General features: G+C 70.2%; 22 protein-coding genes and 1 pseudogene. 13 read left to right on the top strand and 10 right to left on the bottom strand.

The annotated features are described in order from the left end of the window. Nucleotides 1-10: 10 nt before the first annotated feature. Both L632_RS0111540 and L632_RS0111535 read left to right on the top strand, forming a co-directional pair. Nucleotides 11-571 (top strand): DinB family protein, encoded by a 561-nt coding sequence (locus tag L632_RS0111540; protein WP_028716838.1) that lies wholly within the window; start codon nucleotides 11-13, stop codon nucleotides 569-571. Nucleotides 572-718: 147 nt separating this feature from the next. After that, nucleotides 719-2,851 carry a DEAD/DEAH box helicase gene (locus tag L632_RS0111535; protein ID WP_036698106.1) on the top strand — a complete coding sequence of 711 codons (2,133 nt, stop codon included), beginning with the start codon at nucleotides 719-721 and terminating at the stop codon, nucleotides 2,849-2,851. A 7-nt stretch (nucleotides 2,852-2,858) separates the two neighbouring features. On the opposite strand, the gene L632_RS0111530 is transcribed toward L632_RS0111535, so the two are convergent. The 6 genes from L632_RS0111530 to L632_RS0111505 form a co-directional block, all read right to left on the bottom strand. Further along, a complete protein-coding gene (locus L632_RS0111530) occupies nucleotides 2,859-4,097 on the bottom strand; it encodes an Hsp70 family protein (protein ID WP_028712319.1) in 1,239 nt (412 codons plus the stop codon). A gap of 66 nt (nucleotides 4,098-4,163) precedes the next feature. After that, nucleotides 4,164-4,901: a sulfite exporter TauE/SafE family protein gene (locus tag L632_RS0111525; protein ID WP_028716837.1), complete on the bottom strand. Its 738-nt coding sequence runs from the start codon at nucleotides 4,899-4,901 to the stop codon at nucleotides 4,164-4,166. A gap of 160 nt (nucleotides 4,902-5,061) precedes the next feature. Further along, the gene (locus L632_RS0111520) at nucleotides 5,062-5,487 is read right to left on the bottom strand and encodes a heme-binding protein (RefSeq protein ID WP_028712321.1); all 426 of its coding nucleotides are present in this window, start codon (nucleotides 5,485-5,487) and stop codon (nucleotides 5,062-5,064) included. A gap of 27 nt (nucleotides 5,488-5,514) precedes the next feature. Continuing rightward, on the bottom strand, nucleotides 5,515-6,732 hold the full coding sequence (locus L632_RS22575) for an MFS transporter (protein ID WP_036698104.1): 1,218 nt from the start codon (nucleotides 6,730-6,732) through the stop codon (nucleotides 5,515-5,517). A 2-nt stretch (nucleotides 6,733-6,734) separates the two neighbouring features. Continuing rightward, nucleotides 6,735-7,208 (bottom strand): nucleoside deaminase, encoded by a 474-nt coding sequence (locus tag L632_RS0111510; RefSeq protein WP_028712323.1) that lies wholly within the window; start codon nucleotides 7,206-7,208, stop codon nucleotides 6,735-6,737. An 11-nt stretch (nucleotides 7,209-7,219) separates the two neighbouring features. Further along, a complete protein-coding gene (locus tag L632_RS0111505; protein ID WP_028712324.1) occupies nucleotides 7,220-7,885 on the bottom strand; it encodes an ankyrin repeat domain-containing protein in 666 nt (221 codons plus the stop codon). 328 nt (nucleotides 7,886-8,213) lie between these two features. On the opposite strand from L632_RS0111505, the gene L632_RS0111500 reads away from it, so the two are divergent. Beyond that, nucleotides 8,214-9,602, top strand: a complete 1,389-nt coding sequence (locus tag L632_RS0111500) for an L-cystine transporter (RefSeq protein WP_028712325.1) — start codon at nucleotides 8,214-8,216, stop codon at nucleotides 9,600-9,602. 86 nt (nucleotides 9,603-9,688) lie between these two features. On the opposite strand, the gene L632_RS0111495 is transcribed toward L632_RS0111500, so the two are convergent. Then, nucleotides 9,689-10,642: a LysR family transcriptional regulator gene (locus L632_RS0111495; RefSeq protein ID WP_028712326.1), complete on the bottom strand. Its 954-nt coding sequence runs from the start codon at nucleotides 10,640-10,642 to the stop codon at nucleotides 9,689-9,691. 145 nt (nucleotides 10,643-10,787) lie between these two features. Between L632_RS0111495 and araD1 the strand changes: the two genes are divergently transcribed. Genes araD1 through yjfF form a run of 8 tightly spaced genes read left to right on the top strand, consistent with a single transcriptional unit; the run spans nucleotide 10,788 to nucleotide 20,499 of the window. Then, nucleotides 10,788-11,777: an AraD1 family protein gene (araD1, locus tag L632_RS0111490; RefSeq protein WP_028712327.1), complete on the top strand. Its 990-nt coding sequence runs from the start codon at nucleotides 10,788-10,790 to the stop codon at nucleotides 11,775-11,777. Next, a complete protein-coding gene (gene araD, locus L632_RS0111485; RefSeq protein WP_028712328.1) occupies nucleotides 11,777-13,525 on the top strand; it encodes an L-arabinonate dehydratase in 1,749 nt (582 codons plus the stop codon). Before araD1 ends, araD begins: the two co-directional genes overlap by 1 nt. Continuing rightward, the gene (locus L632_RS0111480) at nucleotides 13,525-14,436 is read left to right on the top strand and encodes a Gfo/Idh/MocA family protein (RefSeq protein ID WP_028716835.1); all 912 of its coding nucleotides are present in this window, start codon (nucleotides 13,525-13,527) and stop codon (nucleotides 14,434-14,436) included. The genes araD and L632_RS0111480 overlap by 1 nt, the downstream gene beginning before the upstream one ends. A gap of 10 nt (nucleotides 14,437-14,446) precedes the next feature. After that, nucleotides 14,447-15,955, top strand: a complete 1,509-nt coding sequence (locus L632_RS0111475; RefSeq protein ID WP_028716834.1) for an aldehyde dehydrogenase (NADP(+)) — start codon at nucleotides 14,447-14,449, stop codon at nucleotides 15,953-15,955. A gap of 41 nt (nucleotides 15,956-15,996) precedes the next feature. Next, nucleotides 15,997-16,959 (top strand): galactofuranose ABC transporter, galactofuranose-binding protein YtfQ, encoded by a 963-nt coding sequence (gene ytfQ, locus L632_RS0111470; protein ID WP_028716833.1) that lies wholly within the window; start codon nucleotides 15,997-15,999, stop codon nucleotides 16,957-16,959. 56 nt (nucleotides 16,960-17,015) lie between these two features. After that, nucleotides 17,016-18,512, top strand: a complete 1,497-nt coding sequence (locus L632_RS0111465) for a sugar ABC transporter ATP-binding protein (RefSeq protein WP_028716832.1) — start codon at nucleotides 17,016-17,018, stop codon at nucleotides 18,510-18,512. Continuing rightward, nucleotides 18,509-19,528, top strand: a complete 1,020-nt coding sequence (locus tag L632_RS0111460) for an ABC transporter permease (RefSeq protein WP_028716831.1) — start codon at nucleotides 18,509-18,511, stop codon at nucleotides 19,526-19,528. The genes L632_RS0111465 and L632_RS0111460 overlap by 4 nt, the downstream gene beginning before the upstream one ends. Continuing rightward, a complete protein-coding gene (yjfF, locus tag L632_RS0111455) occupies nucleotides 19,525-20,499 on the top strand; it encodes a galactofuranose ABC transporter, permease protein YjfF (protein ID WP_028716830.1) in 975 nt (324 codons plus the stop codon). The genes L632_RS0111460 and yjfF overlap by 4 nt, the downstream gene beginning before the upstream one ends. A gap of 201 nt (nucleotides 20,500-20,700) precedes the next feature. Here the strand turns inward: yjfF and L632_RS24335 are convergent, their stop codons facing one another. Further along, the gene (locus tag L632_RS24335; protein WP_156929436.1) at nucleotides 20,701-20,970 is read right to left on the bottom strand and encodes a hypothetical protein; all 270 of its coding nucleotides are present in this window, start codon (nucleotides 20,968-20,970) and stop codon (nucleotides 20,701-20,703) included. Between the two features lie 173 nt (nucleotides 20,971-21,143). On the opposite strand from L632_RS24335, the gene L632_RS0111450 reads away from it, so the two are divergent. Beyond that, nucleotides 21,144-21,311 carry a hypothetical protein gene (locus L632_RS0111450; protein WP_156929437.1) on the top strand — a complete coding sequence of 56 codons (168 nt, stop codon included), beginning with the start codon at nucleotides 21,144-21,146 and terminating at the stop codon, nucleotides 21,309-21,311. Between the two features lie 230 nt (nucleotides 21,312-21,541). Further along, nucleotides 21,542-22,399 carry a DUF2189 domain-containing protein gene (locus L632_RS0111445; protein ID WP_028712336.1) on the top strand — a complete coding sequence of 286 codons (858 nt, stop codon included), beginning with the start codon at nucleotides 21,542-21,544 and terminating at the stop codon, nucleotides 22,397-22,399. Nucleotides 22,400-22,411: 12 nt separating this feature from the next. Here L632_RS0111445 and L632_RS23845 read toward each other — a convergent pair. Both L632_RS23845 and L632_RS0111440 read right to left on the bottom strand, forming a co-directional pair. Further along, a pseudogene (locus L632_RS23845) lies at nucleotides 22,412-22,746 on the bottom strand (transposase); the annotation flags it as partial. Between the two features lie 308 nt (nucleotides 22,747-23,054). Beyond that, nucleotides 23,055-24,404 (bottom strand): PepSY domain-containing protein, encoded by a 1,350-nt coding sequence (locus tag L632_RS0111440; protein WP_028712337.1) that lies wholly within the window; start codon nucleotides 24,402-24,404, stop codon nucleotides 23,055-23,057. Nucleotides 24,405-24,421 lie beyond the last annotated feature (17 nt).

The raw sequence follows: 24,421 nt of genomic DNA, 5'->3' as shown, positions 1-24,421 counted from the left end.
GAGGTGCCCGATGACCCTGATGCTGCGCATGCTGCGCAAGCTGGCGCAGATGAACCGGCTGGCCAATGCCCGGCTGCATCGCGCCTGCGCCGCCCTGCCGCCCGGCGCCTATGAGGCGCCGCGCCCGTCCTTCTTCGGCTCGATCCGCGCCACGCTGAACCATATCCTGCTGGTTGACCGCTTCTATATCGACGCGCTGGAGGGCCGGCCGCTTGATGAGGCCGCGCTGGCCGAGGCGCGGGATTGCCCCGACCTGGCACGGCTGATCGAATGGCAGGTGCGGATGGACGACCGCCTGCTGGCGCTGGTCGCGGCGCTGACGCCGGACGCCCTGGCGGAAATCGTGGCGGTGGACCGGGGCGCCCGCGTCCAGCACGACCGCCGCGACGACCTGCTGTCGCATCTGTTCCAGCACCAGACCCATCACCGCGGGCAGGTGCATGGCCTGCTGTCGCAGGCCGGCACGGTCCCGCCGCAGCTGGACGAATTCATCGTCGGCGACGATGCGGCGGTGCGGGCCGAGGACATGGCGCGGCTCGGCTGGACCGAGGATCAGCTGATGCGGCCCTAGTTTCGCTTTGACTTGCGGGCCGGGACAGGATAGGCGGGCGGCTTGGCTCCGCGTTCCGGGCCGGCGGGCCGTTGGGAGGGCCCGGCCGCAAAGGGGAATGGTGCCTTTCACCGGATGCGCCCCCGCATCCCCTTTCTGGCGAAGAAGATGAACGAACATGATATTGCCGCGCCTCTGGCCGCGGCGCTGGCGGCCAAGGGCTATGCCAGCCTGACTTCCGTGCAAGAGGCCGCCCTGGCCCCCGAGGCGCGGGGCCGCGACGTGCTGGTCTCGGCGCAGACCGGCTCGGGCAAGACCGTGGCCTTCGGGCTGGCCATGGCCGGCGACATCCTCGACGGCGACAGCCTGCCCGAGGCGGGCCGGCCGCTGGCGCTGGCCATTGCGCCGACGCGCGAGCTGGCCTTGCAGGTGGCGCGCGAGCTGGGCTGGCTTTACGAGCAGGCGGGCGCGCGCATCGCCACCTGCGTCGGCGGCATGGACTATCGCACCGAGCGCCGGGCGCTGGAGCGCGGGGCGCATATCGTCGTCGGCACCCCCGGCCGGTTGCGCGACCATATCGAGCGCGGCTCGCTGGACCTGACCGGCCTGCGCGCCTGCGTGCTGGACGAGGCGGACGAGATGCTGGATCTGGGCTTCCGCGAGGATCTGGAATTCATCCTGGGCTCGGCGCCGGCCGAACGGCGCACGCTGCTCTTTTCTGCCACCGTGCCGCCGGCCATCGAGGCGCTGGCCCGCGATTTCCAGCGCGACGCGCTGCGCATCCAGGCGATGGGCGAGGCGCGCCAGCACGGCGACATCGAATATCGCGCCCTGTCGGTGACCACCCGCGACCGCGAGCACGCGATCTTCAACACCCTGCGCTATTACGAGGCCAGCCGGGCGATCATCTTCTGCAAGACCCGCGCCAATGTGAACCACCTGCTGGCGCGCATGGGCAATCGCGGCTTCAAGGTCGTGGCGCTGTCGGGCGAACTGTCCCAGCAGGAACGCAGCCATGCCCTGCAAGCCCTGCGCGACGGAAGGGCGCGGGTCTGCATCGCCACCGACGTGGCGGCGCGCGGCATCGACCTGCCGGGGCTGGAACTGGTGATCCATGCCGACCTGCCGACCAATCCCGACACGCTGCTGCACCGTTCCGGCCGCACCGGCCGGGCGGGCGCCAAGGGCACCTCGGTGCTGATCGTGCCCTCGGCGGAATACAAGCGGGCGCAGCGGCTCTTGCAGCGCGCCAAGCTGGTCGCGGACTGGGGCAAGGCGCCCTCGGCCGACGAGGTGCAGGCCCGCGACGACGAACGCATGCTGGATCATCCGGCACTGGCCGATGCGCCGGGCGAGGAGGCGGGGCTGGCTGCCGCGCTGCTCGACCGCTTCGGCGCGGAACGGGTCGCATCGGCCTTCGTGCGGCTGTGGCGCGAGGGGCGCCCGGCGCCCGAGGAGCTGTCGGAAAGCGTGGGCCCTGCGCCTTCTGCGCCGCGCGAACGGGGCGAGTTCGGCCCGGCGGTCTGGTTCCTGCTCTCGGTCGGTCATTCCGGCCGGGCCGAGGCGCGCTGGCTGCTGCCCAAGATCTGCGAGGCGGGCAACATCACCCGCGACGCCATCGGCGCGATCCGGGTCAAGACCGAGCAGACCTTCGTGCAGATCGCCGCCGCCGTCGCGCCGAATTTCGGCGAGCGGATCGAGCTGGAGCCCGGCCTGACCATGCGCCGGATCGAGGGCGAGCCGGTTTTCGAGACTGCCGCCGGGCGCGACAAGCGGCCCGGTCGGCACGAGTATTTGCAAAACGGTGAAACGGCAGGGGCGGCGTCCCCCGCGCGCGAGAAGAAACCCCATCGCGGCCAGGCGCCGCGCCCCGCGCGGCCCGAAACGCCGGAGCCGCGCTTCGAGGACAGGCCGAAGGCCGAGCCGAAGCCCAAGCCGGCCCGGCGTCCGGCGCTGCTGGACCCGGAGGCGGTGAAGCCGCGCGCCGCCCGTCCCGCGCCCGTCCGCGAGTCCGCGCCGGAAGCCGAACCGGCGGAAGCGCCGCGCAAGGCCCGCTGGAGCAGCGAGAAGAAGCAGGCGCAGAAGACCGCCGCGCCGAAGCCCGGCCCGCGTGCGGGCCTGAAATCGGCGGGCTTCAAGTCGCATGGCGCGTTGCGCGACGGCCGGCCGGTCGGGGGCGAGGGCGCCGAGGCGCGGCCGAAACGCGCCGCGGGCTTCAAGTCGCACAAGGCCGCGGGCGGCTGGCAGGGCAAGGGCGGCGACAAGCCGTTTCGCACCGGGCCGAAAACCGGCAAGCGTTAACGCGCGGTCAACGCGCCGTCGCCAGCGCCAGCCCGTCCACCACGGCGGTGAAGGCGCCGGCGCGCAGAAGCTGCGCGCCGGGGCAAAGCCGCAGCGCCTCGTCGGCGACCAGGCCCATCAGGCTGGAGCCGCCGACCAGGATGATGCTGCCGACCTGATCCGGCGCGATGCCCGCCAGCCGCAGCGTCTCGGCGGCGGCGCCGTGAAGCTCGGCGCGATGGCCCGCCAGCGCCGCGTCGAGCGAGGCGGGCGAGATCGCCGGCGCCAGCCCCGGCGCGACGAATCCCATGGCGATCTGCGCGCCCTCGCCGGCATTGGCGGTGATCTTGCCGCGCTCGACCGCGAAGGCCAGCTCGTGGCCCAGTTCCTCGTCCAGCACCGTCACAAGGCGGTCCATGGCGGCGCGGTCCACCGCCATGCGGGCCATCCCGGCGGCCATGCGCCGCGTCTCGGGCACATAGAGGAAGGGGATCTTCGCCCAGGTCGCCAGGTCGACATAGATCGCATTCGGCACCGGCAGCAGCCCCGGCCCCATGGCGCGGCGCAGTTCGCCGCCATGACCCAGCGCCGGCATCGCATGGCTGAGCGAGACCTGCTGGTCGAAATCCGTGCCGCCCAGCCGGATGCCGTGATTGGCGAGGATGTCCAGCCCGTCGCCCCGGCTGCGGAAGGCCGAGAAATCCGAGGTGCCGCCGCCGATATCGACGATCAGCCCGATCTCGTCCGGCCGGCCAAGGCCGTGGCTGGCCAGCGCCGCCGCCTCGGGTTCCGGCAGGAAGGTGACCTCGTCGAAACCCGCCGCCAGATAGCAGCCGCGCAGGTCGGCCTGGGCCTGCGCGTCGCGCGCCGGGTCGTTCGAGTGGAAATGCACCGGCCGGCCGGAAAGCGCCCGGCGGAAGCGGCGTCCGGCCGCCGTCTCGGCCCGCTCGCGCAGGGTGGCGAGGAAGGCGGCGACGATCTCGGAGAGGGTGCGGCGCTTGCCGGCGATCAGCCGCGATTCGTGGAACAGGCCGGTCCCGAGCACGCTTTTCAGCGCCCGCATGTAGCGGCCCTCGTCGCCCGCGATCAGCGCCTCGGCCGCCGCCGCGCCGATGCGCATGGCGCCGCCGCGGGCCGAGAAGAACACGGCGGTGGGCAGGGTCTCGGCCCCCGGCTCGATGGCGAGGCGCCGCGGCCGTCCGTCCTGCAGGATCGCCGCGGCCGAGTTCGAGGTTCCGAAGTCGATGGCGAGCATGTCGTTTGGCATTTCCTGCGCCTTCTTTTCGCAAAGCCCGGGCTGGTAGCCTGTCCGGCGGCGCGGCGCAAGCCGGGGTCAGAGCAGGCCGGCCAGCGCCCGCGCCCCGGCAAGCCCGGCCGACAGCGCCATGACCCCCAGCGCCAGCCCGCGATAATGCCGCGGGTCGAGCCGGCTGAACAGCTGCCCGCCGACCCAGGTGCCCGAGACCAGCAGCGGCAGCAGCGCCAGGCTGAGCCCCAGCGTGCGCAGCTCCACCGCACCGGCGACGGCCAGCCCCGGCAGGGTGATCAGCGCCGAGACGAAGAAGAAGATCATCATCGAGGCCCGCGCCCGCGCGGCCGGGGTGCCGCTGGCGACGAAATAGGCCACGGCGGGCGGACCGGGCATGGCGGCGAGGCTGCCGAACAGGCCCGACAGCGCCCCGGCCGCCAGCGCCACGCCGGGGCCCGGGGCCACGCGGCGATGCGGCTGGCGCAGCATCATGCCCAGCCCGGCCAGCGAGATCGCCGCGATGGCGAGCCGCCCGGCATCGGGATCGAACAGCGCCAGCGCCGCGATGCCGAAGGGCATGCCCAGCAGCGAGCCCAGCGACAGCCGCAGCACCTCGGCCCGGTCATAGCTGCCGTGCAGATGCATGAGGTCGCGAAAGCCGACCATCACCTGCAGCAGGATGGTGCTGGCCACCGCCATGCGCGGCTCGACGATCAGCGACATCAGCGGCACCGCCGCCAGGGCGAAGCCGAAGCCGGTCAGGCCGCGCAGGATGGCTGCGCCGAAGACGGCCGCGGCGATGGGCAGGAACCAGAGCAGCATGATCTCTTGCAGGCAGGTGAGGCGTCCCCGGGCCCGGGCGGCAAGGGAACGCGCCTGCCTTATCCGGCAGGCTGCCTGGCGTCCAGACCCGGCCCGGCCTGCGCCCGCCCGCCGTGGCCTGCGGGGAACGGCCGGGATCCCCGGCCCGTTCCCCCGGCGATCAGGCGCGCTGCGCCCGCCAGTGGTCGATGCCGGCCTGCGCCACCGCCTGGTCCTGCGCCGGCGTGCCGGACGAGACGCCGATGCCGCCGACGGTCTGGCCGTCATGCTCGACCGGCAGCCCGCCGCCCACCACCATCAGCCGGCCGCCGATGGCCGAGGAAATCCCCCAGGCCGGTGCGCCGGGCTGGCTGGCGGCGCCGTATTCATGGGTGGCCTTGCGCGCCGCGGCAGCGGTGAAGGCCTTGTCGATGGCGATGGTCGCCGATGTCACCTTGCCGCCATCCATGCGCGAAAAGGCCAGAAGCTGGCCGCTTTCGTCGGTGACGGCGATGCACATGGGCACGCCGATCTCGCGGGCATGGGCCTCGGCGCCGGCGATCAGCAGGCGTGCGTCCGCCTGGTCCAGTCGGGTGATGGTCAGCATGGTTTTCCTCCTCCTTGTTGAAATCGTTCACTCGGCCGGTGCGGCGTCAGCGCCTCGGGGGGCGGGATGGCGCAGGGCGCCGCGATAGCTTGCCGGCGACAGGCGCAGCGTCAGCCCGCCGACCGCCAGCACCGCGGCCAGATGCAGCGCCCAGCCGGGGGTGAAGCTGCCGGTCAGATCGTGCAGCAGCGCCAGGATCCAGGGCGGGATCGCCGCCAGCAGGAAGCCGCCGCCCTGCATCAGCGCCGCCAGCGCGCCGGCCTGCGCCGGGTCGGGCAGGTGGTCCAGCGCCACGATCATCATCAGCGAGAAACAGCCCCCGAGCCCGGCGCCCAGCAGGAAGGCGATCGCATGCGGGGCCGCTTCGGGGCGCAGGGCCAGCATGGCGAAACCCAGCAGCTGCAGGGCGATGCAGCCGCCCAGCCAGGGCCGGCGGTCGCTGCCGCGGCTGGCCAGGACCGGCGTGGCCAGGGCCGAGACGGCCTGTCCGACCGCCAGCACCGCCAGCAGCCCGCCGCTGGCGCCGGCCGGCCAGCCGAGATCCTGGAAGGCGGGCGCAAGCCAGGCCACCGAGGATGAATAGCCGCCGTTGATCAGCCCGAAACAGGCCATGAGCAGCCAGACTCGCGGCAGGCGCAGCCAGCGGCCCAGCCCCGCCCTGCCGCCGGCCTCCCGGGTGCGGGTCTCGCGCGGCAGGGCCAGCGCCACCAGCAGCGCGGTCAGGGCGGCGGGCAGGGCCAGCCAGCCAAGCGCCAGCCGCCAGCTTCCCGACCATGCGGCGATCAGCGGCGCGGCCTGCGCGCCGAAGGCGCCGCCGCCCATCATCATCGCGGCGTAAAGCCCCATGGCCAGGTTGATGCCGCGCGGGAATTCGCGCTTGATGATGGTCGGGAACACCGCCTGCACCACCGCCGCGCCCAGGCCCAGCAGCACGGCCGAGCCCAGCATCTCCAGCGCCGAATGCGCCGCCAGCCGCAGGCCCGAGCCGAGGCTCAGCACCATCAGCGCCAGCACGGTGGCGCGTTTCGCGCCCAGCCGCGCCTGGATCGCCGGTCCGAAAAAGGCGCCCGCCCCCATCAGCAGGACCGGCAGCAGGGTCAGCAGCGACAGGCCCTGCATGGACAGGCCGGTCTCGGCCGAAATCGGCGCCGCGACGGGGCCGACCCCGGTCAGGAAGGGCCGCAGCGCCAGCCCGACCATGGCCACCACGGCCAGCATCAGCGGCCGCGCCGCCCGGCCCGGCATGGTCACGCCCGGCCCTGCCGCGCCTTCCACTCGGCGTAAAGGTCGCCGGCGCCCTGCGGACGCACCGGCAGATGGCGGATTGTCATCGCCTGCTGGGCCAGCGGCTTCGCCAGCTCCTCGTAAAGCGCGGCGGTGGACAGGCCGAAGGGCGCGCCCTCCTGGTTCGAATAGGCGAAATGCACCTCGGTCACGCCGGCCAGCCGCATGGCGGCCAGGCACATCGGGCAGGGCTGGCCGCTGGCATAGATCGCGCAGCCCGAAAGATCGGGCGAGCCCAGCCGCAGCGCGGCGGCGCGCAGGGCCACCAGCTCGGCATGGGCCGTCGGGTCATGGGTGGCGACAGTCTCGTTGACGCCGGTCGCCAGCACCTCGCCGCCCCGCACCACAACCGCGCCAAAGGGGCGCCCGCCGGCCTGCACGTTGCGATGCGCCAGCATCACCGCCTGTTCCAGATAATGCCTTGCCTGATCGGACATCGCCCTTCCTTTCATCTTGCGCCGGCTTCGGCCAGCCGAGCCGCGATCGCCGCGAATCCCATGCGGCGGGCATGGGCCAGGGGCGAGATCCCCTCGCCATCGGGCAGGTTCACGTCGGCGCCGGCCTCGATCAGCAGGGTGACGATCTGCTGCTGGCGCGGGCCGCCATCGCCAAGGAGGATCGCCTCCAGCAGCGCGGTCCAGCCCAGCCGGTTGACGTGATCGACATCGACCCCGGCCTCGATCAGGCGGCGGACGGTCCCGACATGGCCGCGCTCGGCGGCCGGGATCAGCGCCGTGCCGCCAAAGCGGTTGGTGCTGGAGAGATCGGCGCCTTGGGCCAGCGTCAGATCGAGAATCTCCAGATGCCCGCGCGCCCCGGCATAAAGATAGGGGCTGTCGTGGATGGCGTCCCTGGCGTTCACGTCGGCGCCGGCCTCGATCAGCGCCCGCGCCGCCTCGACCCGGTTGGCATGGGTCGCGACCAGCAGCGGCGTGCGCCCCTCGGCATCGCGGGGATCGACGGGCGCGCCCCGGGCCAGCAACTCGCGGATCAACGCGGCGTCGCCCTCGGCGGCCGCGCGGAACAGGGCCGCTTCATGCAGGGTCCCTGCCGTGCCGGAACCGGCCGAGGCGCCCATGAGGAACGCGAAAAGGATGGCGAGAAGCTTGGGCATGGCCTGCCTTCGGATTGCGGGGCGCGCGCGTGCGGGCTGGCCCGGTCCTTGCGCGGCGACGAGGGATCGCAATGGCCCGCAAGGGCCGGGCCGCCTGCACGATATCGCAGCAGCTGGCCGGGAATAACCCCCGATATCCGAATACAGTCTAAAGAATCCGTTGAATATCGTGCCGCCAGGCCGGAATCGGGGGGCTTGCGAAGCGCGCGCCTGCTTCCTTTATCGAGGAAATGGCCCGCAGGCCGCGCGAAATCCGCGCCGCCATGCCTATACGCCGGACGGGCAATATGGCTTCATGGGTCAACCTGAAATTGCCGGAGATGCGCGAATGGCATCCGTTTTCATCAATCTTCTGATCTTTGCCGCACTGGTCGTGGTGCTGGTCCGCCTGCAGGGCGGGCAGATGTCGCTGTCGGTGCGGGTCTTCATCGCCCTGATCCTGGGCACGCTGTTCGGGATCGGGCTGCAGCTGGCCTATGGCAACGACGCACCCTCGCTGCAGACCACCATCGACTGGATCAACGTGGTCGGCAACGGCTATGTGCAGCTCCTGCAGATGGTGGTGATGCCGCTGGTCTTCGCGGCGATCCTCAGCGCGGTGGCGCGGCTGCACGACGCCTCGGCGCTTGGCCGGATCTCGGTCCTGACGCTGGGCACGCTGCTTGCCACCACCGCCATCGCGGCCTTCGTGGGCGTGGTGATGTCGCTGGCCTTCGGCCTGACCGCCGAGGGGCTGGCCCAGGGCGCGGCCGAGACCGCCCGGCTGACCACGCTGGAGACCAGCTACGCGCCGCGGGTCGCCGACCTGACGGTGCCGCAGCTGCTGCTGTCCTTCATCCCCAGGAACCCCTTCGCCGACCTGACGGGGGCCAACCCGACCTCGATCATCGCGGTGGTGGTCTTCGCCGCCTTCCTGGGCGTCGCCGCCATCCGCCTGCTGCGCCGCGACCCGGAAAAGGGCCGCAGCCTGCTGAACCTGATCGACATCCTGCAAGCCTGGATCAGCCAATTGGTGCGGCTGATCATGGTGCTGACCCCCTATGGCGTCATGGCGCTGATGACCAAGATGGCGGCGACCTCGAACGCGGCCGACATCCTGAACCTGGGCAAGTTCGTCGTCGCCTCCTATCTGGGCCTGGCGATCATGTTCGTCGTGCATGCCGTGCTGCTCAGCCTGACCGGGGTGAATCCGCTGACCTTCTATCGCAAGATCGTCCCGGCGCTGACCTTCGCCTTCTCCAGCCGTTCCAGCGCCGCGACCATCCCGCTCAATGTCGAGATCCAGACCCGCCGCCTCGGCGTGCCGCAGACCATCGCCTCCTTCTCGGCCTCCTTCGGGGCGACCATCGGCCAGAACGGCTGCGCCGGGCTCTATCCGGCGATGCTGGCGGTGATGGTGGCGCCGACGGTCGGCATCAACCCGCTGGACCCGGCCTGGATCATGACGCTGCTGGCCATCGTCACGCTGTCCTCGGCCGGGGTCGCGGGCGTGGGCGGGGGCGCCACCATGGCGGCGCTGATCGTGCTGCCGGCCATGGGGCTGCCGGTGACGCTGGTGGCGCTGCTGATCTCGGTCGAGCCGCTGATCGACATGGGCCGCACGGCGCTGAACGTCTCGGGCTCGATGACGGCGGGCACCGTCACCTCGCAGATCCTCGGCCAGACCGACAAGGCCATCCTGCAAAGCCGCGAAGAGCGCGGCATGCAGAACGCCTGACGACCGCGCGCGGCGCCGCCCGACCGCGCGGCGCCGGCTTTCACCGTTTCCCAAATACTCATGCGGCGGCGCGCGCTGTCGCCGCCTCAGCCGAATGCGTCCCGCACCGGACTTTTCGACAGCGCCACCAGCTTCTCGCGCAGCCGCATCGCCAGGGGCGACAAGGGCCGGCGCTTCAGGTCCAGCAGGTAATAGGGCGAGACGCGGATCTCATGCGGCACCGGCAGCATGGCGAAGCCCGCCCCGACCGGCGGCCGGATCAGCAATTCGGCGACCTCCTCCGACATCGGCGCCACCGCATCGCCCTGCGCCAGATAGGCGATCGTCAGCAGAAGCGAGGGGCTGTTCACGATGTTGCGCGGCTCGGCCAGCCCGACATTGGCAAAGGCCGCCAGGGCGGCCTCGCGGATCGGCGCGCCGCGGCTCTGCATGATCCATTCCTGCCCGGCCAGTTCGGTCAGCGTGACCGAGGCCGAGCGGCTCAGCGGGTGGCTGGCCCGCACCAGGAAAGCCACCTTTTCGTCCCGCATCGGCAGGATGTTGAAATCCCGGCTGTCGAATTCCGGCAGGATGCGGGCCAGCACGAAATCCATCTCTCCCGCCGCCAGATGCTGCAGCAGCTCGCGCGAGGGCATGACATCGACGGTGATGTCGGCATCCGGCGCGCCCTCCTTGATCTCGCGGATGGCCGAGACGAGATAGCTGACCGCCGGTCCGGTCACCGCGCCCACCCGCAGCGTGCCGCCGAACCCCTCGCGCAGCGCCTGCACGTCCGAGGCCATGCTGACCATCTCGCGCAGGATGACGCGGGCGCGGCGCAGCACGGCGCGGCCGATCTCGGTCGGCTCCATGCCCTTGGGCTGGCGCAGGAACAGCTGCGCGCCGACCTGGTTCTCGATCTCGGCCAGCATGCGCGAGGCGGCGGGCTGGGTCATGCCGACACGCTCGGCGGCCAGCTGCAACTGGCCGGTTTCGGCGATCTGCTGAAGCAGCCGCAGCTGCGCGGGTTTCAGCATCAGGCGGGCAGGCGGCATGGTCATGACGATTCCGGTATGCAGATTGCGAAGGATGTAATTTTACCATCATGTCGTTTCATGGCTAGATCAATCGCAAGCCATCAAGGCGGGTGGTGCCCGGGCCGCGCAAGGGCCGGCCGCCCGGACCGATTGCAGCGGGGGACCTGCCATGTTTTTGTCGCAACTTCTTCTGCCGGACGGAAGCCGCGCCGTCGCGCTGCGCGACGGCGAAGCCGCGCATCTGGTGCCCGGGGCGGACAGCACCCGGACCCTGGCGCTGGCCGCCATCGCCGCCGGCCGCAGCCTGGCCGAAGAGGCCGCGCGCCGCGGCCCCGGCGCGGCGGTGGACCTGGAAGCCGCGCTGGCCGAGGGGCGGGTGCTGCCGCCCGTGGATCATCCCGACCCGGCGCATCTGCACCTGACCGGCACCGGGCTCACGCATCTCGGCTCGGCGGCGACGCGCGACGCCATGCATGGCGCCCCCGATGCCGGCGATCTGACCGACAGCATGAAGATGTTCCGCATGGGGCTGGAGGGCGGCAAGCCGCATCCCGGTGCGGTCGGCGTGCAGCCGGAATGGTTCTACAAGGGCAACGGGCATGGGGTGGCGGCGCCGGGTGCGGCGCTGACCTCGCCCGGCTTCGCGCTGGACGCGGGCGAGGAGCCCGAGATCGCCGGGCTCTACCTGATCGGCCCGGACGGCACGCCCTTCCGCCTGGGCTTCGCGCTCGGCAACGAATTCTCGGATCATGTGACCGAGCGCGGCAACTATCTCTGGCTCGCCCATTCCAAGCTGCGCCCCGCCAGCTTCGGCCCCGAGATGCGCTTGGGCGATCTGCCGCAGCATGTCGAGGGCACCAGCCGCATCCTGCGCGACGGAGCGGTGCTCTGGGAAAGGCCGTTCCTTTCGGGCGAGGCGAACATGAGCCACAGCATCGCCAATCTGGAGCACCATCATTTCAAATACCCGCTGTTCCGCCAGCCGGGCGATGTGCACGTGCATTTCTTCGGCACGGCGACGCTGTCCTTTGCCGACGGCGTCCGCTGCCGTTCGGGCGATGTGTTCGAGATCGAGTCCCCGGCGCTGGGCCTGCCGCTGCGCAACCCGCTGGCGCCGGACCGGCCCGGCGACGCCCCGATCCGCGTCGAGGTGCTGTGATGACCAAGCCCTTCACCCCCGCGCCCTGGCCGCGCAAGCTGCGCTCGCAGCATTGGTATGGCGGCAATTCCCGCGACACGATCTATCATCGCGGATGGTTGAAGAATCAGGGCTATCCTCATGATCTGTTTGACGGAAGGCCGGTGATCGGCATCCTGAACACCTGGTCGGACCTGACGCCCTGCAACGGCCATCTGCGCGAGCTGGCCGAAAAGGTTAAGGCCGGCATCTGGGAGGCCGGGGGCTTTCCGCTGGAGGTGCCGGTGTTCTCGGCCAGCGAGAACAGCTATCGCCCAACCGCGATGATGTATCGCAACCTTGCCGCCATGGCGGTCGAGGAGGCGATGCGCGGCCAGCCCATCGACGGGGCGGTGCTGCTGGTCGGATGCGACAAGACCACGCCCAGCCTGCTGATGGGCGCCGCCTCGACCGACATCCCCTCGATCGTCGTCACCGGCGGTCCGATGCTGAACGGCTGGTTCCGGGGCGAGCGCATCGGCTCGGGCACGCATCTGTGGAAATTCTCCGAGGCCGTGAAGGCCGGCGAGATGACGCAGGAGGAGTTCCTGGAGGCCGAGGCCAGCATGTCCCGCTCATCCGGCACCTGCAACACCATGGGCACCGCCTCGACCATGGCCTCGATGGCTGAGGCGCTGGGCATGGCGCTGTCCGGGAATGCCGCGATCCCGGCGGTGGACTCGCGCCGCCGCGTCATGGCGCAGCTGACCGGCCGGCGCATCGTGCAGATGGTCAAGGACGACCTGAAGCCCAGCGACATCCTGACCCGCGCCGCCTTCGAGAATGCGATCCGCACCAACGGCGCCATCGGCGGCTCGACCAATGCGGTCATCCACCTGCTGGCCCTGGCGGGCCGGGTCGGGGTCCAGCTGACGCTGGACGATTGGGACCGGCTGGGCCGCGACGTGCCGACCATCGTGAACCTGATGCCCTCGGGCCAGTACCTGATGGAAGAATTCTTCTATGCCGGTGGCTTGCCGGTGGTTCTTCAAAGACTGGGCGAGGCGGGGCTGCTTCACCGCGAGGCGCTGACCGTTTCGGGCCGCACGATCTGGGATGAGGTGCGCGAGGCCCGCAACTGGAACGAGGACGTCATCCTGCCCGCCGACCGGCCGCTGACCGGACAGGGCGGCATCGCGGTGCTGCGCGGCAATCTGGCGCCGGACGGGGCGGTGCTGAAGCCCTCGGCCGCCAGCCCGCATCTGCTGGTGCATCGCGGCCGCGCCGTCGTCTTCGAGGATATCGACGACTACAAGGCCCGCATCGCCGACGAGGCGCTGGACATCGACGAGACCTGCGTCATGGTGCTGAAGATGTGCGGCCCGCGCGGCTATCCGGGCATGGCCGAGGTCGGCAATATGGGCCTGCCGCCCAAGGTTCTGAGGAAGGGCATCACCGACATGGTGCGGATCTCGGACGCGCGCATGTCGGGCACCGCCTATGGCACGGTGGTGCTGCATGCCTCGCCCGAGGCGGCGCGGGGCGGGCCGCTGGCCGTGGTGCGCGACGGCGACATGATCGAGCTGGACGTGCCGAACCGGCGGCTGCATCTGGACGTGCCCGATGCCGAGATCGCCCGCCGCCTGGCCGAATGGCGCAACCCGGTGCCGCCGCCGGCGGGGGGCTATGCGCGGCTGTTCCACGACCATGTCGAGGGCGCCGAGACCGGGGCGGATTTCGACTTTCTGCGGGGCTGCCGCGGCCGCGCGGTCGGAAAGGACAGCCACTGATGAAGATCGCTCTTGTCGGCATCGGAAAGATCGCGCGGGATCAGCATGTTCCGGCGATTTCCTCATCCCCGGACTGGACGCTTGCGGCCAGCGTCTCGCGCCATGGCGGCATCGAGGGGGTCGAGAGCTTCGCCCGCATCGAGGAGATGCTGGCCGCCCGGCCCGACATCCCTGCGGTCTCGCTCTGCCTGCCGCCGGTGCCGCGCTTTGCCATGGCCGAGGCGGCCTTGCGGGCGGGGCGCCATGTGATGCTGGAAAAGCCGCCGGGCGCCACGCTGGCCGAGGTGCAGGCGCTGCAGGCGCTGGCGCGCGCGCAGGGCGTGACGCTGTTCGCCAGCTGGCATTCGCGCGAGGCGCAGGCGGTGGCGGCGGCAAGACGCTGGCTTTCCGGGCGGCGCATCGAGAGCGGCCGGATCACCTGGCGCGAGGACGTGCGGGTCTGGCATCCCGGCCAGGACTGGATCTTCGCGGCCGGCGGCATGGGGGTCTTCGATCCCGGCATCAACGCGCTGTCGATCCTGACGCATATCCTGCCCGCGCCGGTGCATCTGCGCGCCGCCGAGCTGGACTTCCCCGAGAACCGTCAGGCGCCCATCGCCGCGCGGCTGCGGCTCTCGCAGGGGATCGAGGCGGATTTCGACTTCCGCCAGCAGGGCCCGCAGACCTGGGACATGGAGTTCGTGACCGATGCCGGCCGGCTGGCGCTGCGCATGGGCGGCAATGTGCTGGAGGTCGACGGGGCCGAGGCAGGGGGCGAGGCCAGCATCATGGGCGAATACCCGGCGCTTTACGCGCGCATGGCAGAGCTGGTGCGCAGGGGCGCCTCCGAGGTGGACCTGTCGCCGATGGTGCTGGTCGCGGACGCCTTTACCCTCGGCAGCCGCAATACCGTGGACGCATTCGAATTCTGAAGGAAGACCGATGGACTGGACACCGCAAGGCAAGCATCTGATCGCGGGCGAATGGGTCGGGGGCGAGGCGACATTCCGCTCGGCCCCCGCGCATGGCCCGGCGCATGGTTTCGCCAGCGGCACCGTCGATCTGGTGGACCGCGCCTGCGCCGCGGCCGAGGAGGCGTTCTGGACCTATGGCTGGACCGCGCGCGCCGACCGCGCGGCTTTCCTCGACGCCATCGCCGACGAGATCGAGGCGCGGGCCGAGGCGATCACCGCCATCGGCACGCAGGAAACCGGCCTGCCCAAGGCCCGGCTGCAAGGCGAGCGCGGTCGGACCGTGGGCCAGTTGCGGCTGTTCGCGGATCATATCCGCAAGGGCGATTACCTCGACCGCCGCCACGACAGGGCGCTGCCGGACCGCCAGCCGCTGCCGCGCCCGGATTTGCGGCTGATCCAGCGTCCCATCGGGCCGGTGGCGGTCTTCGGCGCCTCGAACTTCCCGCTGGCGTTCTCGACGGCGGGCGGCGACACCGCCTCGGCCCTGGCGGCGGGCTGCCCGGTGGTGGTCAAGGGCCACCCCGCCCATCCCGGCACCGGCGAGATCGTGGCCGAGGCCATCCTTGCTGCCATCCGCGCCACCGGCATGCCCGCCGGCAGTTTCGGCTTCATCCACGGCGACCGGCATGAGGTCGGCGCGGCGCTGGTGCAGCACCCGCTGATCCGCGCCGTGGGCTTCACCGGCAGCCTGGGCGGCGGCCGGGCGCTTTACGACCTCTGCGCCGCGCGGCCCGAGCCGATCCCCTTCTTCGGCGAACTCGGCAGCATCAACCCCTGTTTCGTGCTTCCCCATGCGCTGGCGGCGCGCGGCCAGCAGATCGCGCGCGACTGGACCGCCAGCCTGACCATGGGCGCGGGGCAGTTCTGCACCAATCCGGGCCTGCTGGTGCTGCGCGCCGAGGATGCCGACACGTTTACCGCCGCCGCCACCGAGGCGCTGGCAAACGCCCCGGAACAGGTCATGCTGACCGATGGCATCGCCGAGGCCTATCGCGCAGGCGCCGCCCGTATCGGAGCCCATGCCGCGCCGGTGCTGGCCTGCGACAGCCGGGGCCGCAATGCGCGGCCCGGCATCTACCGGACCAGTGCGCGGGACTTCCTGCACAGCCACGCCCTGGGGGAAGAGGTCTTCGGCCCGCTCGGCCTTGTCGTCACCACCAGTTCGGAGGACGAGATGCTGGGCCTTGCCCGCGCGCTGGACGGCCAGCTGACCGCCACCTTGCAGATGGAGGCCGGCGACACCGCGCTGGCCTGCCGGCTGATGCCGATCTTGGAACGCAAGGCCGGCCGGGTGCTGGCGAACGGCTGGCCCACCGGGGTCGAGGTCGCCGACGCCATGGTGCATGGCGGCCCTTACCCGGCATCGACGAATTTCGGCGCCACCAGCGTCGGCACCCTGGCGATCCGCCGCTTCCTGCGGCCGGTCTGTTTCCAGAACCTGCCCGACGCGCTGCTGCCGGAGGACTTGCGGGGCTGAGAGGACAGCCCCGTAGAAAACGGTCATTGAGGGAGGAAACCATGACCAGATTCCTGATGAGCACCGCCGCCGCTGCCGCGCTGGCGATCTCGGCCACGGCCGCGCTGGCCGAGGGCGAAACCGTCGGCTTTTCCCAGATCGGCTCGGAATCCGGCTGGCGCGCGGCCGAGACCACGCTGACCAAGACCCAGGCCGAGGAACGCGGCCTGAAGCTGCAATTCTCGGACGCGCAGCAGAAGCAGGAAAACCAGATCGCCGCGATCCGCTCCTTCATCGCGCAGGGGGTGGACGCGATCCTGCTCGCCCCGGTCGTCGCCACCGGCTGGGACGCCGTGCTGCAAGAGGCCAAGGAGGCCGAGATCCCGGTCGTGCTTCTGGACCGGCAGGTGGACAGCTCGGACGATCTTTACCTGACCGCCGTCGGCTCGAACCTGGTGCATGAAGGCGAGGTCGCGGGCAAATGGCTGGTGGATACCGTCGGCGACAAGGAATGCCGCGTCGTCGAGTTGCAGGGCACCACCGGTTCCAGCCCCGCCATCGACCGCAAGAAGGGCTTCGAGAACGCGCTGGCCGGGCACGACAACCTGAAGATCGTGCGCAGCCAGACCGGCGACTTCACCCGCGCCCAGGGCAAGGAGGTGATGGAGAGCTTCCTGCAGGCCGAGAACGGCGGCAAGGACATCTGCGCGCTCTATGCCCATAACGACGACATGGCGGTCGGCGCGATCCAGGCCATCAAGGAGGCCGGGCTGAAGCCGGGCACCGACATCCTGGTCGTGTCCATCGACGGTGTGCCGGACCTGTTCCAGGCCATGGCCAATGGCGAGGCGAATGCCACCGTCGAGCTGACGCCGAACATGGCCGGCCCGGCCTTCGACGCGCTCGCCGCCTATTGGAAGGACGGCACCCAGCCGGCGAAGTTCCTGCAGACCGAGTCGAAGCTCTACACGCAAGCCGACGACCCGGCCGGCGAATACGAGCGGCGCAAGGGCCTGGGCTACTGACAGCCGGCGGCCGGGCCGTCCATGCGGCGGCCCGCGCCGAGCCGAGGAGGGGCGCGATGCTGCTGACCATCCGGTCTTTGACCAAGACATTCCCGGGAACGAAGGCGCTCGACGCGGTGGATTTCGACCTGGCCGCCGGCGAGGTCCATGCGCTGCTGGGCGAGAACGGCGCCGGCAAGTCCACGCTGATCAAATGCCTGACCGGCGCCTATCGCCGCGACGGCGGCACAATCACCCTGGACGGCGCGCAGATCGACCCGCAATCGACCGTCGAGGCGCAGGAGCAGGGCATCGGCACCGTCTATCAAGAGGTAAACCTGCTGCCCAACCTGACCGTGGCGCAGAACCTGATGTTCGGCCGCGAGCCGCGCCGCTGGGGGCTGATCGACAGCCGCGCCCTGCGGGCCGGGGCGCGCGAGACGCTGCGGCCCTATGGCCTGGATATCGACGTGGACCGCGACCTGGGCAGCTATTCCGTCGCCATCCAGCAGATCGTCGCCATCGCCCGCGCCGTGGCGCTGTCGGGCAAGGTGCTGATCCTGGACGAGCCGACCGCCAGCCTGGACGCGGCCGAGGTGCGCATGGTCTTCGACGTGGTGCGGGGGCTGCGCGAGCGCGGCCTGGGCATCGTCTTCGTGTCGCATTTCCTCGACCAGGTGTTCGACCTGACCGACCGCGTGACCGTGCTGCGGAACGGCCGCAAGATCGTCACCGAGCGCACGGCCGAGCTGGACCGGGTGAAGCTGATCGAGCACATGCTGGGCCGCGCGCTGGAGCATGAGGTGGCCGAGCAGGCCGCCCGGACCGCCGCCGCCCGTCCTCCCCTGCTGGAATTCCGCGGCTTCGGCCGGCGCGGCGTGGTCGAGCCCTTCGACCTGACCGTGGGGCAGGGCGAGGTGGTGGGGCTGGCGGGCCTGCTGGGCTCGGGCCGCACGGAAAGCGCCGAGATGATGTTCGGCGTGCGTCCCGCGCAATCGGGCGAGGCCAGCGACGCGCAGTCCCGGCTGGACCTGTCCAGCCCGCGCGCCGCCATCGCCGAAGGGTTCGGCTTCGTCCCCGAAGAGCGCAAGACCGACGGCATCGTCGCCGAACTGTCGATCCGCGAGAACATCATCCTGGGCCTGCAGGCCCGGCGCGGCTGGGCGCGGCCCATCCCGCGCAGCGAACAGAACCGCATCGCCGACGACTATATCAAGCGGCTCGACATCCGCACCTCGGGCCGGGAAAAGCCTATCGGCGAGCTGTCCGGCGGCAACCAGCAAAAGGCCATCCTTGCCCGCTGGCTGGCGATGAACCCGCGCTTCCTGATCCTGGACGAGCCGACGCGCGGCATCGACGTCGGCGCCCATGCCGAGATCCTGCGCCTGATCCGCGCGCTGACCCAGGCCGGCATGTCGATCCTGCTGGTCTCGAGCGAGATCGACGAGCTGGTCGCCAGCGCCGACCGGGTGATCGTGCTGCGCGACCGCCGCCATGTCGCGGAGCTTTCGGGGCCGCGCCTGACCGGGGCCGAGATCATGCGCGCCATCGCCGGCGGGGAGGTGGCGGCATGACCCTGCTGAAGCGCATCGCCCCGCAACTGGTGGCGCTGGCGCTGCTGGTGGCGCTGGTGACGGTGTTCTATCCGGGTTTCCTGAAGATCGGCATCAGCGGCGACCGGCTGGTCGGGCCGATGATCGACGTCTTGAAGCGCGGCGCGCCGGTGGCGCTGCTGGCGGTGGGTATGACGCTGGTCATCGCCACGCGCGGCATCGACCTGTCGGTCGGCACCACCATGGCGATCTGCGGCGCGGTCGCCGCCTCGGCCGTGGCCGGCGGCTGGGGGCTGGTGCCCGCGCTGCTCTTGGCGCTGGCCGCCGGCGCGCTCGCCGGGCTGTGGAACGGGCTGCTGGTCGCCGTGGTCGGCATCCAGCCCTTCGTCGCCACGCTGATCCTGATGACCATGGGGCGCGGCATCGCCCAGCTGATCACCGAAGGCCGCATCCTGACCTTCAACGACGCGGGCTTCGCCTTCTTCGGCTCGGGCAGCCTCTTGGGCCTGCCGGTGCCGGCCTGGCTGTGGCTGGCCTGCGGTCTGGGCATGGCGGCGCTGATGCGGCGCACCGCGCTTGGCCTGCTGGTCGAATCCATCGGCATCAACCGCCGCGCCAGCGCCCTGGCCGGGGTGAACGCCACGGTGCTGCTGATCGCGGTCTATGTCGTCTCGGGGCTTTGCGCGGCGCTGGCCGGGATCGTCGTCACCGCCGACATCCGCGGCGCCGACGCCAACAATGCCGGGCTGTGGCTGGAGCTCGACGCCATCCTCGCCGTGGTGATCGGCGGCAATTCCCTGCTGGGCGGGCGGTTCTCCATCATCGCCTCGCTGATCGGGGCGCTGATCATCCAGACCATCGACACCGGCATCCTGTTGGCCGGGTTCCCGTCCGAATACAACCTGGTCATCAAGGCCGGGCTGGTGCTGGTGATCCTGGTGCTGCAATCGCCGCGCATCGCCGGGGAATGGCGGCTGTGGCGCGACAGCCACCGTGCCAGCCGCGAGGCCGCGCTGCACCGAGGAGCCGCGAAATGAACACCCGCGCCCTGCCGCTTTACGCGACCGTCGTCATCTTCCTGCTGGCCTATCTGCTGTGCTGGCTGCAATTCCCCAACATCCTTTCGACGCGGGTGATCGGCAACCTGCTGACCGACAACGCCTATCTGGGCATCGTCGCCGTCGGCATGACGCTGGTGATCCTGTCGGGCGGCATCGACCTGTCGGTGGGCAGCGTCATCGCCTTTTCCGGCGTCTTCATCGCCGTGATCCTGCGCGAGACATCGCTGCACCCGCTGGTCGTCTTCGCCCTGCTCCTGGCGCTGACCACCGCCTTCGGCGCGGCCATGGGCTTCCTGATCGACCGGCTGGCCATGCCCGCCTTCATCGTCACGCTGGCCGGCATGTTCCTGGCCCGCGGCGCGGCCTATATGCTGTCGATCGACTCGGTGCCGATCGCGCATCCCTTCTACAAGACCCTGCAATCGGCCTATTGGCTGATGCCCGGCAAGGGCCGGCTGACGCTGATCGGCGTCGTCATGCTGCTGACGGTGCTGGCGGGCATGGTCGTCGCCCACAAGACCCGCTTCGGCGCATCCGTCTATGCGCTTGGCGGCGGCGAGGCCACGGCGCGGCTGATGGGCGTGCGGCAGGGGCGCACGACGATGCTGGTCTATGCCTTTTCCGGGCTGATGGCCGGGCTCTCGGGCATCGTGTTCTCGATCTATACCGGCTCGGGCTATTCGCTGGCGACGGTGGGAACGGAGCTGACCGCCATCGCGGCGGTGGTGATCGGCGGCACATTGCTGACCGGAGGCGCGGGCTACATGTTCGGCACGCTGGTCGGCGTGCTGACCATGGGGCTGATCCAGACCTACATCGTCTTCGACGGCACGCTGTCGAGCTGGTGGACGAAGATCGTCATCGGCGTGCTGCTGCTGGTGTTCATCCTGCTGCAGAAGGGGCTGCTGAAACTGTCGCAATCGCGGCTGGAAGGCACGGGCGCCTGACCGCCGCAGCTGTCCGGCCGGCTTGTGTAAGGCAAGCAGCGGGTTGGCCTTTTGCCGTCATCGTCGAGGCCGTCGATCATCTCGGTCGGGCGATATGGGGGCGGGGTCCCGACCGACCGGAGCCGAGAACGGTACTGGTGATCACGCATGCGCTGATACCGGCGCGCCGCGCAATGCCGCGGAGGCCATGCGGCACCTGCCTTATGCGAGGTCCGCGCATCTTGCGGTTATTTTCCAGCCCGCATCGTCCTGCCGCAGCAACCATGTCTTGCGCGGGATCGAGGTTCCCGCCGCGGTGCGATAGCTTGCGATTTCCAGCCCAAGACCGTCAGCCGATGGGGCGAGGCGGCCTGGCGCCTCGATCCCGTCGGCAAAGCACAGGACAATGTCGATCTCGCCTGCAGGTGGATCAGCGGGCAATCTTGCGTGACAGCCCGGATAAGCGTGACTGTCCTGGAGGAATATCTGCATCCCGGCTCTCCTCTCTCTCTCTTTCGGCCAGTCCATGCGGCACGGCTGGCAAGGCGGCCTTCAGGATGGAAACCGTATAGTCCTTGCGGCCAAGCTGCCAGGAAAGCGCGTTCCCGCCTGTCCGTTTGCTGCTTGTCCGCGCCATCGGCCATGAAGCCGTCCCGCAGCTGAACATGTCGCTCGCCGCCATCGGCCACCAGCCGATAGACGCCGCGCACCGAAGGCTTCACTCGTGCCGCGACCGTTTGAGGGCAGAACCGGTTCTCCTGCGCGCGATCATCCTCGCCACGGCGGGGTTCGCGCTGGTCGAGCACCCGTTGAAGGACGGCCAGGCGGGCTGACCTCTCCCGGCAGCCGGGGCGCAGCATGCGGATGCCGCCGGTGGGGCGGCCTGCGCGGCCAAGGGCGGGAAGCGCGTAATCGCGTCGATTCCGGGCGTGCAACCTGACGCTGCATCTGCTAGACTGACGGCCGAGGACGGTTCGGCCCGACATGTTCGCGGGCGGCGAGCCGGGTTCTCCGGCTGGCGCCTCGCCCGGTTCCGGGCCCTCCAGGAAGGGAGGATGCAGCCATGCACCGAGAAACGATTGGAAACCCGCTCAGCTGGAGCGCGCAGAGGCTCGCCGGCATCGGCCGCGGCGCCGGCGCGGCGGTGGACGGGATCGGCAGCCACGAGATGGCCCTGCCCGAGGTCAACCAGATCGGCCTGGGCGACATTCGCGCGGCGCTTCGCAAGGGCGTCGAGGATTTCGGCGCGCTCCGCACCGATGTGATCACCGCGGTGGCGCTTTATCCGGTGATCGGCTTCGTCCTTGCAGCCTGGGCGTTCAACGCCGGACAGGTGCATCTGCTCTTTCCGCTGGCCGCGGGCTTTCCCCTGATCGGGCCGGTCGCGGCTCTCGGCCTCTACGAGATGAGCCGGCGGCGCGAGCGGGGCGAGGAGACGGATTGGGGCGCGGTGCTGGCCACGCTGAGCGGCCGGGTGCTGGGGCCGGTGCTGGCGCTGGGCTGCCTTCTTGCGGTGATCTTCGCCTTCTGGCTTATCGCCGCCCATGCGATCTGGGCCGTCACCCTCGGACCCGAGCCCTATGACAGCCTCCTCGTCTTCCTGCGCGACGCCGTCACCAGCAGCGCGGGCTGGACGATGATCCTGGCCGGGTTCGCTGTCGGCTTCGTCTTCGCGGCCGTGGTGCTCTGCGTCAGCCTGGTGTCGTTTCCGATGCTGATCGACCGCCCGGTGGGGGTGCCGGTGGCGCTGGCGACCTCGCTTGCCGTGGCGCGCCGCAATCCGGGGACGACAGCCCTCTGGGGGCTGATCGTGGCTGTTTCGCTGGTGCTGGGGATGATCCCGCTGTTCGCCGGGCTGATCGTCGTCCTGCCCATCCTCGGCCATGCGACATGGCATCTTTACCGCCGGGCGGTGGCCTAGCCTGATCGAGGCGCGCTGCGGCGGTCCGTCGGCGACGCGGACACGCATGGCAGCGAACCGGGCTGAGAGCCTGCCTTTCGTGCCGCGCCGCCAACTCACGGCCTGCCACTTCGCCTTCTCAAGCATCTCCTGCGCCGGACGAGATGGGACATCGGGGACATGGTTCTTGCGCGGTCGCCCGCGACCGGGAAGATCAGGGCAACCTTGGCCGGGTAGACCTTCTGCTTGTGAGGGATGCCCACGGCCCAGGTCAGTCCACGCTCGGTGAGCGCCTGCCGGAACGGGCCAGACAGGCCATGGCCGGCGTCGGCCAGGATGCCGCCAAAGCGCGCAGCTGCGCTGCGCACATGCGCTTAGGACCATGCTCGCGTTCGCCTTCCTGCAAGCCCGACGCCTGAAGGCAGCGGGTCGGAAAAAAGGGCCCCAGCTGCCCCGCCGCAACCGAGCCTGCCAGCTCTCAGGAAGACGATCTTGATCCAGCTCAGCCAGCCGCCGCCCAGCTGTCCCCACTGCCGTAGGAAGTGGCGAAAAATGCTCAACAGACTTCTGCCAAAGTAGTGCTAGGGTGACATGACACATCTTTGTGCGGGGTTTCTCGCGCAGCCCGATCGGAGCCGCGCGAGGGAGAAGTCACTGTGGACACGGCGATAGCGGATCAGGCCGCAACCGCGGGGTTACGCCTCGACAGCCGGACATAGGCCATGTCCAGCGCCAGCATGACCAGCAGCGAGGCGCCGACCAGCGGGAAGATCACGCCGCCGACCGCGAGGATCGCGATCAGGCCGCGAAACACCCGCCGGTCCTGCGGCAGCGGCGGCACGCCGAGCGAACCCGAGGGCCTGCGCTTCCACCACATCACCGCGGCCGAGACCGCCAGCAGCACGATGGCCGCGCAGGCCGCCAGCAGGATGATCTGGTTCAGCACGCCGAAGGTCTGGCCCATATGGGTGTTGATGCCCCATTCCAGCCATTTCCCCAGCGGGCCGTAATCGGCATAGCCCATGTCCAGCAGCGGCTGCCCGCCATACTGGTCCAGATGCACCACGCGCTGCCGGCTCAGGTCGTCGGGATAGACCGAACCGCTGAACACGCCTTCGGGCTTTTGCGGCAGGCCGACGGCATAGCCGCGATGCAGGCCCAGCCGGTCGAAGGTCGCGACCGCATCGTCCAGCGTGATCGGGGTGCCGCCGGGCACCGGGCTTTCAGGGATCTGCGCCTGTTCCAGCGACCAGGAGGTCTTGGCAATCTCATCCAGCTTCTGCTGCGACATCGGCACGTTCATCCGCACTCCGTTCGGATAGCCGAAATTATTGCCGTTGGCCCATTCGTTCACCTTGCCGCCCCAGACCCCCGACCAAGGCATGCCCGTGACGGCCAGGAAGACGATGAAGAAGCCCACGAACAGCCCCGTCACCGCATGCAGGTCGCGCCAGAATACCCGCCGCTGCGGCCGGCCCCGGACCGAGACGATGCCGCCCTGTTGCCCGCGCGGCCACCACAGCCAGATGCCGGTGCCGACCAGCAGGATCGACCAGCCCGCCGCGATCTCGATGAGATAGCGCGTCCAGGTGCCGAAATACTTGAAGCTGTGCAGCGTGCGGACCGTCCACATCAGGGTCGTGCGGTCCGGCATCGCCCCCAGCACCAGGCCGTTATAGGGGTTCACATAGACCGCCATCCTGCCGCGATCCGTGCTGACGGTGACCTCGGTCGAGGCGCCGGGGTCGGCCGGGTCGGTGTATTTGACCGCCGTGCCCGGAACCGCATCCAGGGCCGAGGCGACCTGCGCGGTCGGTGCCAGCCTCTGGCTGTCCTGCACCTGCACGCGCTTGAGGTCGGCGTGATACCAGTTATCGATCTCGTCGCGGAAGACATACATCGCGCCGGTGATCGACAGCGTGATCATGAAGGGCAGCACCAGCAGCCCGGCGTAGAAATGCCAGCGCCAGACGGCGCGATAGAGATCGCCCACACCCTGGCGAGCGGTATCGGGAATTGCAGACATGGAGTCCTCGCACATGC

The sequence above is a fragment of the Paracoccus sp. J39 genome, from assembly GCF_000518925.1.
In the GTDB taxonomy this organism is placed as follows: Bacteria; Pseudomonadota; Alphaproteobacteria; order Rhodobacterales; family Rhodobacteraceae; genus Paracoccus.
Note: the sequence above shows the minus strand (reverse complement) of the source record. Positions and strands in the feature narration are given on the sequence as shown.

Excerpts from the sequence above, each read along its gene's own strand:
- L632_RS0111480 (WP_028716835.1), top strand. The coding sequence starts at position 13,525 with ATGAAGATCGCTCTTGTCGGCATCGGAAAGATCGCGCGGGATCAGCAT.
- L632_RS0111530 (WP_028712319.1), bottom strand. The coding sequence starts at position 4,097 with ATGCCAAACGACATGCTCGCCATCGACTTCGGAACCTCGAACTCGGCC.
- L632_RS0111445 (WP_028712336.1), top strand. The coding sequence starts at position 21,542 with ATGCACCGAGAAACGATTGGAAACCCGCTCAGCTGGAGCGCGCAGAGG.
- L632_RS22575 (WP_036698104.1), bottom strand. The coding sequence starts at position 6,732 with ATGCCGGGCCGGGCGGCGCGGCCGCTGATGCTGGCCGTGGTGGCCATG.
- araD1 (WP_028712327.1), top strand. The coding sequence starts at position 10,788 with ATGTTTTTGTCGCAACTTCTTCTGCCGGACGGAAGCCGCGCCGTCGCG.
- L632_RS0111450 (WP_156929437.1), top strand. The coding sequence starts at position 21,144 with ATGTCGCTCGCCGCCATCGGCCACCAGCCGATAGACGCCGCGCACCGA.
- L632_RS0111465 (WP_028716832.1), top strand. The coding sequence starts at position 17,016 with ATGCTGCTGACCATCCGGTCTTTGACCAAGACATTCCCGGGAACGAAG.
- L632_RS0111520 (WP_028712321.1), bottom strand. The coding sequence starts at position 5,487 with ATGCTGACCATCACCCGACTGGACCAGGCGGACGCACGCCTGCTGATC.
- L632_RS0111475 (WP_028716834.1), top strand. The coding sequence starts at position 14,447 with ATGGACTGGACACCGCAAGGCAAGCATCTGATCGCGGGCGAATGGGTC.
- L632_RS0111440 (WP_028712337.1), bottom strand. The coding sequence starts at position 24,404 with ATGTCTGCAATTCCCGATACCGCTCGCCAGGGTGTGGGCGATCTCTAT.
- yjfF (WP_028716830.1), top strand. The coding sequence starts at position 19,525 with ATGAACACCCGCGCCCTGCCGCTTTACGCGACCGTCGTCATCTTCCTG.
- araD (WP_028712328.1), top strand. The coding sequence starts at position 11,777 with ATGACCAAGCCCTTCACCCCCGCGCCCTGGCCGCGCAAGCTGCGCTCG.
- L632_RS0111535 (WP_036698106.1), top strand. The coding sequence starts at position 719 with ATGAACGAACATGATATTGCCGCGCCTCTGGCCGCGGCGCTGGCGGCC.
- L632_RS0111525 (WP_028716837.1), bottom strand. The coding sequence starts at position 4,901 with ATGCTGCTCTGGTTCCTGCCCATCGCCGCGGCCGTCTTCGGCGCAGCC.
- ytfQ (WP_028716833.1), top strand. The coding sequence starts at position 15,997 with ATGACCAGATTCCTGATGAGCACCGCCGCCGCTGCCGCGCTGGCGATC.
- L632_RS0111500 (WP_028712325.1), top strand. The coding sequence starts at position 8,214 with ATGGCATCCGTTTTCATCAATCTTCTGATCTTTGCCGCACTGGTCGTG.
- L632_RS0111510 (WP_028712323.1), bottom strand. The coding sequence starts at position 7,208 with ATGTCCGATCAGGCAAGGCATTATCTGGAACAGGCGGTGATGCTGGCG.
- L632_RS0111540 (WP_028716838.1), top strand. The coding sequence starts at position 11 with ATGACCCTGATGCTGCGCATGCTGCGCAAGCTGGCGCAGATGAACCGG.
- L632_RS0111505 (WP_028712324.1), bottom strand. The coding sequence starts at position 7,885 with ATGCCCAAGCTTCTCGCCATCCTTTTCGCGTTCCTCATGGGCGCCTCG.
- L632_RS0111495 (WP_028712326.1), bottom strand. The coding sequence starts at position 10,642 with ATGACCATGCCGCCTGCCCGCCTGATGCTGAAACCCGCGCAGCTGCGG.
- L632_RS0111460 (WP_028716831.1), top strand. The coding sequence starts at position 18,509 with ATGACCCTGCTGAAGCGCATCGCCCCGCAACTGGTGGCGCTGGCGCTG.
- L632_RS24335 (WP_156929436.1), bottom strand. The coding sequence starts at position 20,970 with ATGCAGATATTCCTCCAGGACAGTCACGCTTATCCGGGCTGTCACGCA.